Annotated in this window: 5 protein-coding genes; all 5 read left to right on the top strand. The window is 70.0% G+C overall.

Annotation, left to right across the window (positions count from 1 at the left end; all coding sequences use genetic code 11):
* Positions 1-868: SdrD B-like domain-containing protein (locus EV139_RS06030; RefSeq protein WP_198677467.1), on the top strand; the 868-nt coding region annotated here is incomplete at its 5' end.
* 277 nt (positions 869-1,145) lie between these two features.
* Positions 1,146-8,501 (top strand): DUF5979 domain-containing protein, encoded by a 7,356-nt coding sequence (locus EV139_RS06035; protein ID WP_130453398.1) that lies wholly within the window; start codon positions 1,146-1,148, stop codon positions 8,499-8,501.
* Between the two features lie 314 nt (positions 8,502-8,815).
* Entirely contained in the window at positions 8,816-8,905 is a 90-nt protein-coding gene (locus tag EV139_RS06040) for a potassium-transporting ATPase subunit F (protein WP_130453399.1), read from the top strand.
* Complete coding sequence (kdpA, locus tag EV139_RS06045) at positions 8,905-10,578, top strand: potassium-transporting ATPase subunit KdpA (protein ID WP_130453400.1); 1,674 nt, start codon at positions 8,905-8,907, stop codon at positions 10,576-10,578. The genes EV139_RS06040 and kdpA overlap by 1 nt, the downstream gene beginning before the upstream one ends.
* A gap of 2 nt (positions 10,579-10,580) precedes the next feature.
* Positions 10,581-12,761 carry a potassium-transporting ATPase subunit KdpB gene (kdpB, locus tag EV139_RS06050; RefSeq protein ID WP_130453401.1) on the top strand — a complete coding sequence of 727 codons (2,181 nt, stop codon included), beginning with the start codon at positions 10,581-10,583 and terminating at the stop codon, positions 12,759-12,761.
* Positions 12,762-12,783 lie beyond the last annotated feature (22 nt).

Consider the following 12,783-nt stretch of genomic DNA (forward strand, 5'->3'; position numbering starts at 1 on the left):
CGATCTGCCGGCGCTCCAGCCGGGCGAGACCTACACGGTGTCGATCGATCGCGAGGACGAGGGCACGCTTGCAGCGCTTGAGGGCCTGATCCCCACGACGACCGAGGCCGGCGATGACCGTGCAACTGACTCTTCGGAGTGGGTGGCGGTGTCGCGTGACGATCTCGTCAATGACGGGGATCGCGACCCGACGCTCGACTTCGGGTTCACCCCGAAGACGTACGCGATCGGCGACGTGGTGTGGATCGACACGAACAAGGACGGGCTCCAGGGCGACACCGAGTACACGCTGAAGGGCGTGATCGTGCGACTCTTCGACGCGAACGGCACGCAGATCGCGGAGACGAAGACCGATGCGAACGGCCTCTACGTGTTCGACGAGCTGCGCGCAGGCACGTACCGCGTACAGTTCGAGCTCACCCCGGCGCAGGCGAAGATCTACAGCTTCACCAAGACGGGCGGCGGCAACACCGCACTCGACTCGAACGCCGGGAAGAACGGCTTCAGCACCTGGATCACCCTCGACGACACCAACCCCGATCTGACGCTCGACTACGAGTACTCGGATCTGGTCGGTGGCATCACGGCGACCCAGGGGATCGACCCGACGTGGGACGCCGGCGTGATCGTGCTCGATACGCCGGTCGACCCGGGCCCCAAGCCCGAGAAGCCGACCCCGGGCACGCCCGGCAGCCCGGATCCGGAGGGTACGCCGGGGCACCCGACCGACGCCGTGACCCTGGGCGGCCTGCCCGTCACGGGCGGCTCGTTCGAGTGGGGCTTCGCCGCTGGCGGCGTCGCGCTGCTGCTGCTCGGCGCTGGCGCGCTGCTGCTGCAGGGCCGCCGCCGGAAGGCGCGGCACGCCTAACCGCGAACCGCGGGGCGCGCGGGTGACACACACCCGCCGCTGACCGAGGGGGTCCACGCCGAGCGCGTGGGCCCCCTCGCGTGCGTGTGGGCGCCAGTCGCGGCGCCTCGCCACGCGCCGCGGCGCGCCGCGCCGCGTGCCAGCCGCCCTGATGCCAAAGTGTGACGGAAGAAACACACAGGTGATGCGCAACACGTGCACATCGCATATCCTTGGAGCACATCGCACTGCCGCGTTTAGCATGTGGGGGTGTGCGACACCGATGATGGGATGTAGCGTGGGGCGCTTTCGGGATGTAAAGAAGTCAGGACTGCGGGGGATCGCGCTGGCGCTGGGGGCTGCCCTCGCGCTCGGCTTGGCGGTTGCTGCGCCTCAGGCGGCTGTGGCCGCGGAGGACACCGCGCTCCTTGAGGTGCACAAGTTTGCCTCCGAGGAGACGCTCGCCCCCGGCGAGACCATGGAGTATCGCATCGAGGTGGGCTGTTCCTCCATCAGCGACCTCGGGTGCCGCGGCGCCACGCTCTCAGACCTCATCCCGGCCGAGTTCGAGATCGTGCCGGGCAGCGTGACGGTCACGAACGCGACCTCACTCCCGCCCACCGTTGACGGCAACCAGGTCACCATCGAGTTCACCGACGACCTCGGGGACGGCACCGTCGGCCTGCTCGAGAACGCCGACGCGGTCATCACGATCCAGGTGCGGCTCCGCGAGGACCTGCCGCACGAGGCGAACGGCACGCCGATCGTCAACACCGCGGTCGCCAATGCGGAGAACGCGGGCGAGGTCTCTGACCAGGTCGCCGTGACCCCAAACGTCGAGCTCAAGCTCGGCACTGAGGTGACCAAGGAGTACAGCCCCAAGGTAGGCCAGGCGAACCCCGGCACCCCGGTGCAGCTCACCGTTGACGGCTCGAACGCATCAAACGCGGGCGTCGACACGCTGACCCTCACGGATCCGGCAGACCCGAACGCGAGCCCAAATCCGTTCGAGTGGCTCGAGATCACGGGCTTCGACGCGCTCACCTTCCCCGACGGCGCCGACACCGCGACCGTTGAGTACTTCATCGACGGCGCCTGGGTCGCGGTCGAGGTTCCCGCCGGCTCCGTCCCGCCCGCCCCGAGCGGCGACGCGAAGGGCGTGCGGGTCACGTTCACCGCCGCAGATGGGTCGAAGATTCCCGCCGGCGCCGGCGGCGGCTTCGTGCTCAACCTCGAGCAGCGGCCCGGTGTCGCCGACCTCGAGGAGAGCGTCACCGTGCACAACACCGTCGAGAGCGAGGTCGCGCTCGGCGAGGAGACTGACACCGCGGGCGACTCCGACGACTACACGATCGTCACCGAGCCGATTTCGGTCGGAGCGACGAAACAGTTCGATCCGAACGTGCTGATTGAGGGCCAGGAAACCACGGTCACGCTCACGGGCACGAACAACAGCCTCACCGATCTCGACACGCTCAGCGTGCGCGAGCCGGTTGCGCCGAACACCTTCGCGGAGGAGCTCGACTTCACGGGCTTCACCGGAAGCGTGCAGTTCCCGAACGCGGCCACCGCCGGCACAATCACCATCGTCTACCTCGACACGAACGGGGCCGAGCAGACGTTCGGCCCGGTCACGCTGACCGATGGCGGCGCCTACCCCGCGCTGCCGGGCGACTTCGGCTCGCTGCAGTATTTCACCGCCGACTTCACCGGACCGATCACGCCGGGTGGCTCAACGGAGATCCAGTTCACCGCCGAGGCGAACGATCAGGCCACGGCCGGGTCCTCGCACACGAACGTGGTGGGGGTCGAGGGCGTCAAGGACGGCGACAGCGCGACCGACGAGGCCGACGACACCGTCTCCTTCGACGAGAAGAAGCTCGAGATCGTCACCGAGAAGAAGCTGAGTCCGGAGGAGATCTGGGGCTTCGAGGGTGAGGGCGTGCTCGTGCAGCTGCCGACCACCGTCGTGAAGCCCGGGTCAAACGTTCCCGCCACGGAGATCGTGGTGAGCGACCCCGAGCTGAGCGACCCGGCGAACCCGGACAGCGCCCCCGCGAATTCCGGTTTCTGGGACGCGTTCACGCCGCAGGCGATCACCAACACCGACGTGCCCGCGGGCGCCACGCTCACCGTCCGCTACTGGGACACCGAGGCGAACGAGTGGAAGGTGATCCCCGGCTTCGACGGGCTGACCGGCACCGTGAACCAGGAACTCCCCGCCGACATTCTCGACAAGATCGGCGGCATTCAGTTCGTATTCGAGAACCCGAACCCCGGCTTCGAGCCGCACGAGGTTGGCGAGTTCAACGTGAACCCCAGCTTCACCGCGACGCTTACCGAGAGCCGCCCGGTCGGGTCCGACCCGATCGACATCGCCAACTGCGCCTCGGCGTCCGGCGTGGCAGAGATCGGGGGCACCCCCGTCGCCGACGACCAGACCGATGCTCCGGCCTGCGACAGCGTCACGGTGAAGGCCCCCACCCCCGGTGAGTACGACCTGTTCTGGAAGTCGTGGGAGGGTGCGGGGAACCCCGCGCAGATCGTGCAGCGCTCGGGCGACCACGCCACCACGCGCCTCCACTGGGCCACCGATGGCCTCACCTTCGACCGCATGACGATCGCGGACACGCGCCTGGGAACGAACGTGGCCGCGGGCCCGATCGACCCGGTCGCGCAGACCAGCTTCGAGGCCTTCGATCTCGTCGCGATCAAGGCGGTCACCGAGGACGCGGCGTTCGTTGCCGGCTGGGACCGCATCGCGGCAATTGACCTGTGGATCGGCGGCGCCTGGGTGCCGGCGACCAACGCGACGGGCCTGCCCTACACGCAGACGATGACCGACATTGCGCTCACCGCATCCGAGCAGCGCGACGCCACCGCCGTGCGGCTCGTGTTCGAGGAGAACCCGGCCGGCCGCACCGGCGCCGGGGCCCCCGCGATCGGCAGCGGTATCACCAAGTCGGCGAACCGCGACCGCAAGATCGACCTCGAGTGGGAGCTGCGCGATGTGCGCCGCAGCGACCCGGGCACCGCGGTGATCGCCAGCGAGGTGTTCAACGTTGCGGGCCAGGAGGGCCTGGTGAAGAACTGGGGCAGCGCGACGGGCTCCCAGCCCGGCGGTGATGTGCAGAACGATCAGGACGACGACGACATTACGATTGTTCCGCGCCCGCTCGGCGTGAGCGTGAACAAGGGCTGGACCGGTGGCCCGCTGGGCGTCCCCCCGGCCGACGTTCCCGAGACCTCGTACCCCACGAGCCGCGCCACCATCACGGCGACGAATACCTCGCTGCAGAAGGTGGACGAGCTGTCGATCGCTGAACCGGGCGACGGCAAGGCGAGCCCGTTCGAGATCTTCAACCTGTACCGAATCGTGAGCGTGCCGAACGCCGTGGCCGGGGCCGATCCGGCCAGCACGACCGTGGTACTCACCAAGAGCGACGGCACGAGCGCCACCGTGACGCCGAGCGCCGCGACGGCGCTCAGCGCGAGCGAGCTCGCCGACGTGGTGAAGGTCGAGCTCCACCACTTCGGCCGCATCGAGTCGGACGCGAAGGCAACGCTGCAGCTCGACTTCCAGCTGCGCAAGACTCACCGCAGCGACCCGAGCACGGCCGTCTCGGTCGTCGACTCGCCGATCAAGAACGAGGCGACCGGCACCGTGTCCGACCTGGTGGGGCTCGCGCAAGAGCACTCCGTCGACGAGGACGCCGGCGCGCAGATCCAGCTCGACACGTTCGACCTCGCGGTTGCGACCACAAAGAGCTTCACTCCCGACCATCAGCGCGTCGAGTGGCTGCCCGGTGACGCGGAGCACACGGCCGAGCAGTGGGAGCCGATCCGCATGGATCTCACCGCGCGCCCGTCCGGGACCGCGCGCAGCTCGAAGCTCGTGGTCACCGACTCCGGTGAGAACCGGGTCGCGGGAGAGGCCTCGGCGAAGAGCTTCTGGAACGCGTACCGCTTCGTCGGGTTCTCCGAGGACACCCTCGCGGTCGCCACTCCGATCAACCGGGTGCAGGCAGAGGTGCTGTACGGCGATTTCACTGGCAACCTGCCCGGGAACCGGCTCGATTTCACCCCGGACGCCAGCACGCCGGACGGGGACGGGTGGGTGCCGGGAACGGCCGCGCCGGTCGCCGTGAGCGGCGGCAAGATCGAGAACGCTGCGGCGACGCTGCTCGCGCTCATCCCCGCGGGTGACTACGACAAGATCCGTGGCATTCGTCTCACGTACACCCGCGTGGACGGCTCCGGCGGGGAGCTCGCGTTCGAGAACCCCGCGAACCCACAGGCGAAGATCTCGCTTGATGTGAAGCGCCGTGCGTACCTCGTCTCAGACCCGAGCGAGCCGGTCCCCGACTCGAACGCCGCGATTAGCGCGCCGGGAGAGTCAGTGCTGGCGCCCGGCGGCCTGTTCACGAACACCGTCGATGCCGATGCCGAGAGCTTCGTGAAGCTGCCCGTCGAGGGCTCCGACGATCCGCTGCCGCTCGTGGTCTCCGACGACGCGAGCGCGCGCGTGACCTACCTGGCCGAGGGCATCGAGGTGGCGGTCGAGAAGACGCCCGTCGGCGCGCAGCAGCCGGGCGCGGTGATCCCGTTCAAGCTGAAGACCACGAACACGGCCAAGCGCTCGACGGTCGCGAGCGAGAACGAGGAGCTGGCGATCGCCGATCCGGTGATTCTTGACTACCTGCCCATGGCGAACGGCAAGCCGCAGCTGGTGTTCGACCCGGACATGGACGTGGACAAGCGTTTCAGCTACGAGCTCAGCAATGAGCTGAGCGACAACCTGAGCCCGATGCCCATCGACCCCAGCAAGGTCACGGTCACCTACCTCGACGAGAGCATGAACCCGATCACCGACGGCTCGGACCCGGCCGCGATTGAGTTCCGGTTCCCGGACAACACGGTGCTGTACCCGCAGGAGTCGTACACCGTCACGGTGAACATGATGTTCCGGCCCGGCGTGCTCGCCGGTTCGGAGAACGAGCTCACGAACCGCTTCGGCGTGACGAGCGACCAGGTGTTCAACGGCTGCAACTTCGAGGCAGACGTTGAGGTGCGCGACTGCTTCGCGGACACCTCCGTGTACCCCACCGAGTCGGGAGCCCTGCGCGGCAAGAAGTACGTGCGCGCCAACGACACCGAGCTGGGGCTCGCCGACGTGCCCAACCCGAACTCGGGCCGCACCTGCGTGCCGCAGTTTGGCGACGCGGCCTCCGGCTACTCCGTGAGCAACTGCGTGCCGATCACGAAGCCGCTCGGCGTCGAGACCTGGCGCGAGGAGCTGCAGAACACCGGAACGCTCGCCATGGAGAAGGTCGTGACGATCGACTCGCTCCCGAAGGTCGACGACCAGGGCGCGCTTGTGCTCCTGCCCCGGCAGTCGCAGTGGCAGCCCAGCTGGATCGGCAACACCGAGCTCGTCACGGCCACCGGGCCGGACGGCGAGGCGTACCGCGACAGCGTGCCGTTCGAGCTGTTCTACTCGAGCTCGGACGGGGCCGCGTGCACCGCTGACCTCAAGCCGACGGAGCAGCAGTGCGCCGGCTTCTGGCTCCCGCTGACCGCCGATGTGGATCCGACCACGGTGCGCCACGTAAAGACGGTGTTCGACTTCTCCGCGGCGCCGCTGGCGCCGGGCGAGCGGCTTGCGTACACCTTCGAGACGCGTACCCCCGCGCAGTCGAGCAAGATGACCGCCGACACGGTTGCGTGGAACTCGGTCGCTGTGGGGGCCCAGACGGTCACGTCCGACGGCCGCACGAAGTCGAGCGTGATCCCCACCGAGGGGCTCCGCGTCGGCGTCGCGCTCGCGACCGGTCCGCTGGCCGTGCAGAAGACGGTCGCTGGCTCCGGCGCAGAGTTCGCGCCGGACGAGTTTGAGCTCGAGGTGCTCTGCACCGTTGAGGCGCCCGACGGCTCGGGCCTGAGCGAGCAGCTCGATCCCGTCACCGTGACGGTGCCCGCCGGCGAACCGGTGACGCTCGACGAGCAGTTCCCGTGGGGCGCGAAGTGCACCGTGGCTGACGTTGCCGGTGCCAACGGCGAGACGAGCTCCGTCTCCGGTGATCCGGTGACGATCGGGCGCGACGGGGATCCGGTGCCCCTGGCGACACTGACGAACACCTACGAGGTGGGGTCGTTCCAGGTGGCGAAGGCCGTGACCGGTGCGACGAACCAGGACGGTGACCCGGTCGACTACGGGTCGTTCCCCGTCTCTGCGGTCTGCACGTTCCTCGGTGAGGAGCTCCCGCTCGACCCGGCGCAGGCGGAGCTCACCGCGGGCGGCACCGCCTGGCTGGTTGACCAGCTGCCGGTGGGCGCTGAGTGCACGCTGACCGAGGATGACGCGAAGGGCGCGCGTGCTTCACTGACGCTCGACGGCAGCGCGCTCGCCCCCAACGAAGATGGGTCGTGGTCGTTCACGCTCGTCTCGGACGAGTCTGACCTGTCGCTCGTGCTGCAGAACGATTTCCCGCTTGGTGCGATCAGCATTGAGAAGCAGGTGACCGGAGACGGCGCGGCCGCGGTGTCCGACGACACCGTGTTCACGTTCTCGGTGCTCTGCATCCTCGACGGCGCGCCCGTGTGGGACGGCACGGTTGAGCTCACCAAGGGCGACGCGGTCGCGGGCACCTCGAAGCTGATCGACACGCTGCCGTACGGCGCAAGCTGCTCCGTAACCGAGACGGGGACGGGTGGGGCGACCAGCTCCACGCTCACCCCCGACACTTCGGAGGAGCCCATCGCGGTGGGCCCGCAGGAGTTCCCGGTGGCGTTCACCGCAGTCAACACGTACGACGCTGGCGCGCTGCACGTGACCAAGGAGATCACGGGCGCTGGCGCCGAGCTTTGGGGCGCCGGTCCGTTCGAGGTGAGCCTCGCCTGCACCATCGGCGGCGCCCCGGTCGACGTACCGGGCGGCGCGGAGCGCGCGCTCACGAGCGCCGGCGGCCTCGAAGCTGACTACACCGGCCTGCCGGCCGGTGCCGAGTGCGAGCTCACGGAGACGACCACCGGTGGCGCAACCGCCAGTGAGATCGTCGACGCGGCGGGCGACCCGGTCTCCGGGCCGGTTACCGTGGGAGCGGGCGACACGGTCGCGCTGCGCGTGATCAACACCTTCGACATCGGGGCCATCACGGTGACGAAGGAGATCACGGGCGCCGGCGCGAGCCTCGCGGCTGACCGGGTGTTCACGGTGGCGCTTGCCTGCTCGATCGACCGCGACGGCACCCCCACCGAGATCGAGGTCCCGGGCGGCGCAACCCGCGAGCTCTCTCGGGCGGACGGGCTCACCGCGAGCTACGAGCAGCTGCCCGTTGGCGCGGCCTGCGAGCTGCGTGAGACGAAGACCGGCGGCGCCGAGAGCGTCACGATCACGCCGAACACCGGAGACGCCACGGTCGGCACCGTGACCGTTGCGGCCGGGGCTGCGGCCCAGGTCACCGTGGTCAACGAGTTCGCCGCGACGCCGCCCGGGCCGGGTACCCCCGGCACTCCGGGAACGCCGGGCGGCACGGGCCTCCCGACCACCGGCGGCGCGGCCCCCACGGCCTGGCTGCTGGGAGCTGGCGCGCTCGCGCTGCTCGGCGCTGCGCTCCTCGTGCTGCGCGCGCGCCGCCGCGGCGACGCGGCCTAGCCCGGATCTGGTCACGCCAGCGGGCGGCGCTCCCTCGGGGGCGCCGCCCGCTGGCGTTGGTGCGCGCGGCGCTGGTGTGAGCAAACCGTAAGGATTGCGGCTCGCAGCGCCGCCGCCCGCACGGATCCCGTGAGGGGCCCTCCCGCCCGGGTACCCCGCGTGGTGCACTTGCTGCGGTGCCCCTCCCGGGCGCCCCGCGGCAGCCCCGCGGTGGTTCTCTGAACGGAGCTCCTCGTGCTCGACGTCGCCTACATCCTCGGCGCGCTCGCCCTCTTCGCCATCGTCGCGCTGATCGGGAAGGCGGTGGAGCGGCTGTGATCGTCTTCGAAACCGCCGCCGCGCTGCTCGGCCTCGCCGCCGTCGCGTACCTGGTGTTCGCGCTCGTGAAGCCGGAGCGCTTCTGATGCCCTGGGTCAGCTTTCTCGTCACGCTGGCCACCATCGTGCTCGTTCTCGCCGTGACGCACCGCCCGCTCGGCGACTACATCGCCTGGGTCTACACCAGCCGCCGGGACTGGGCCGCTGAGCGCGCGCTGTACCGCGTGATCGGGGTCGATCCGCAGCGCGAGCAGTCCTGGCAGGCGTACCTGCGCGCGGTGCTCGCCTTCTCGCTCGTCGGCGTGCTCGTCCTCTACCTGCTGCAGCGCACGCAGCAGTGGCTGCCCGGCGCGCTCGGGCTCCCCGCGGTGCCGGAGGGGGTCGCGTTCAACACCGCGATCTCGTTCGTGGCGAACACGAACTGGCAGGCGTACGCGCCGGAGGCGACCGTGGGTGCCACGGTGCAGCTCGCGGGCCTCGCGGTGCAGAACTTCGTGTCGGCGGCGGTCGGCATCGCGGTCGCGATCGCGCTCGTGCGCGGCATCGCCGCCCGGCGGTCCGCCACGATCGGCAACTTCTGGGTCGACCTGATCCGCGGCTCATTTCGGATCCTGCTCCCCATCTCGCTCCTCGGCGCGGTCGTGCTGATCGCCGGGGGCGCGGTGCAGAACTTCGCGGGGTTCACTGAGCTGCGCACGCTGGCCGGCGGGACGCAGGTGATCCCCGGCGGGCCCGTGGCGTCGCAGGAGGCGATCAAGCTGCTCGGCACGAACGGCGGCGGCTTCTTCAACGCCAACTCCGCGCACCCGTTCGAGAACCCGACCGGCTGGACCAACGCGGTGCAGATCCTGCTGATCCTGCTCATCCCGTTCGCCCTGCCACGCACCCTCGGCCGCATGGTGGGGGACCGGCGGCAGGGGTACGCGGTGCTCGCCGTGATGGCCCTCATCGCCCTCGTCTCGGTGACCGCGCTCACCGCGATCGAGCTCGCGGGCGCCGGCACGGCGCCGGAACTCGCCGGCGGAGCGCTCGAGGGCAAGGAGCTGCGCTTCGGCGTGGTCGGCTCCGCGATCTTCGGCTCGGCTTCGACACTCACCTCGACGGGCGCGGTCAATTCAATGCACGACTCGTTCACCGCGCTTGGCGGGATGGTGCCGATGCTCAACATGATGCTCGGTGAGATCGCGCCGGGCGGCGTGGGCTCGGGACTGTACGGCATGCTCATCATCGCGATTATCGCGGTGTTTATCGCCGGACTCCTGGTGGGCCGCACGCCCGAATACCTGGGGAAAAAGATCGGACCGCGCGAGATGAAGCTGGCGAGCCTCTATATTCTCGTCATGCCCGTGCTGGTGCTCGTCGGTGTGGCGCTGAGCTTCGCGCTCCCCGGCGTGCGCGAGAGCGTGGCGACTGAATCGATCCTGAACCCCGGGGCGCACGGGCTCTCCGAGGTGATCTATGCGTTCGCCTCGGGCGCGAACAACAACGGGTCCGCGTTCGCGGGGCTCACCGCGAGCACGCCGTGGTTTACGGCGGCGATCGGCGTCGCCATGCTGCTCGGGCGCTTTGTCCCGATCGCGCTCGTGCTCGCGCTTGCGGGCTCCCTCGCCGCCCAGGAGCCGGTACCGGCGACTGCGGGCACCCTGCAGACGCACCGGCCGCTGTTCGTCGGGCTCATGGCGGGTACCGCGGTGCTCGTCACCGCGCTGGTGTTCTTTCCAATTCTCACGCTGGGTCCACTGGCGGAAGGGCTCGTGTAACCATGTCCACCCTCACTCACACCCCCGAGCAGGCGCGCCGCGAGGCCGCGGAGCAGGCGGCAGCCGTGCGCTCGGCGGCGAAGCCGCGCAAAACACTCACCGCAGCCCAGGTGCGCGCCGCGCTCCCGGACGCGTTGCGCAAGCTGCACCCGCGCGCGCAGTGGCGCAATCCGGTGATGCTCATTGTCTGGGTCGGCGCCGCGCTGACCACCGCGCTCGCCGTCGCCGAACCGTTCCTCGGCGGACCGCAGGCGTCTGGTGGCTCCGCGGTGCCCGTATCGTTCACGGCGGCGATCGCCGTGTGGCTGTGGCTCACGGTGGTGTTCGCGAACCTCGCCGAGTCGATCGCCGAGGGCCGGGGGAAGGCGCAGGCTGACTCGCTGCGGCAAACCCGCACGAGCACGACCGCGCACCTGGTCGCCGACTACGACCCGGCCGGCGACCCCGCGGCCGAACGGGCGACGCTCAGGGCAGTGTCCTCGGCGGAGCTGACCCTCGGCGACGTGGTGGTCGTGACCGCGGGGGAGCCGATCCCGGGCGACGGCGACATCGTGTGGGGGATCGCCTCGGTCGACGAGTCGGCGATCACGGGAGAGTCAGCGCCCGTGGTGCGCGAGTCGGGCGGTGATCGCTCGGCGGTGACGGGCGGCACGCGCGTGCTCTCGGACCGGGTCGTGGTGCGAATCACGGCGAAGCCGGGCGAGACGTTCGTGGACCGCATGATCGCGCTCGTCGAGGGCGCAGCGCGCCAGCGCACGCCAAACGAGGTCGCGCTGAACATTCTGCTTGCCGCGCTGTCGATCGTGTTCGTCACGGTGGCGCTCACGCTCGGACCGATCGCGTCGTTCGCCGGGGCGCCCGTGAGCATCACCGTGCTCGTTGCGCTGCTCGTCTGCCTCATCCCGACCACGATCGGCGCGCTGCTGTCGGCAATCGGGATCGCCGGGATGGACCGGCTCGTGCAGCGCAACGTGCTCGCGATGTCTGGCCGCGCGGTTGAGGCCGCCGGTGATGTCACCACGCTGCTGCTCGACAAGACGGGCACCATCACCCACGGCAACCGCCGCGCCAGCGCGTTCGTACCGCTGGGCGGGGTGCCCGAGGCCGAGTTCGCCGCGGCCGCGGCCCGGTCGTCACTCGCCGATCCCACTCCGGAGGGCACCTCGATCGTCGATTTCGCCCGCCTCGCCGGCGTGCAGCTCGAGGCGGACCCCACCGCCGTGGTCGTGCCGTTCACCGCACAGACCCGCATGTCGGGACTCGACCTCCCCGACGGGACGCAGCTGCGCAAGGGAGCCGGTTCGGCCGTGGCTGCCTGGCTCGAGGAGGGTGGGGCGCAGCTCCCCGCCGGCGCCGCTGCGGAGTTGCGCGAGGTGGTGGAGCGGATCTCGCAGTCGGGCGGCACGCCGCTCGTGGTGGCGGAGAAGCGGGCCGCCGGCGCCGCGCGGCTGCTCGGCGTGATCCACCTGAAAGACGTGGTGAAGGAGGGGCTCACCGAGCGCTTCCGCGAGCTGCGCGCGATGGGGATCCGAACCGTCATGGTCACGGGGGACAACCCGCTCACCGCCGCCGCGATCGCCCGGGAAGCGGGCGTCGACGACTTCCTCGCCGAGGCGACGCCCGAGGACAAGCTCGGGTACATCCGGCGCGAACAGGACGGCGGACGGCTCGTCGCAATGACCGGTGACGGCACGAACGACGCCCCGGCGCTCGCGCAGGCGGACGTGGGGGTGGCGATGAACACTGGCACCTCGGCGGCGAAGGAGGCCGGCAACATGGTCGACCTCGACTCGGACCCGACCAAGCTCATCGACATCGTCGCGATCGGCAAGCAACTGCTCATCACCCGCGGCGCGCTCACCACGTTCTCAATCGCCAACGACATCGCCAAGTACTTCGCCATCATCCCGGCGCTGTTCATGGGGGCGTTCCCCGGCCTGGCCGTGCTCAACGTCATGGGGCTGCACTCCCCGGCCTCCGCGGTGCTCTCCGCGGTGATCTTCAACGCGATCGTGATCGTGTTCCTGGTGCCGCTCGCGCTGCGCGGGGTCCGCTACCGCCCGGCGAGCGCCGCCCAGCTGCTGGGCCGAAACCTCGCGATCTACGGTCTCGGCGGAATCGTCACGCCGTTCATCGGGATCTGGCTGATCGACCTCCTCGTGCGCCTGATCCCGGGGTTCTAACTGCCCGCCCGGCCTCGCTCGG

Source organism: Leucobacter luti, assembly GCF_004217175.1.
Classification (GTDB): domain Bacteria; phylum Actinomycetota; class Actinomycetes; order Actinomycetales; family Microbacteriaceae; genus Leucobacter; species Leucobacter luti.

Bases quoted from the DNA above. Each gene is read 5' to 3' on its own strand.
- kdpA (WP_130453400.1), top strand. From the start codon at position 8,905: ATGCCCTGGGTCAGCTTTCTCGTCACGCTGGCCACCATCGTGCTCGTT.
- kdpB (WP_130453401.1), top strand. From the start codon at position 10,581: ATGTCCACCCTCACTCACACCCCCGAGCAGGCGCGCCGCGAGGCCGCG.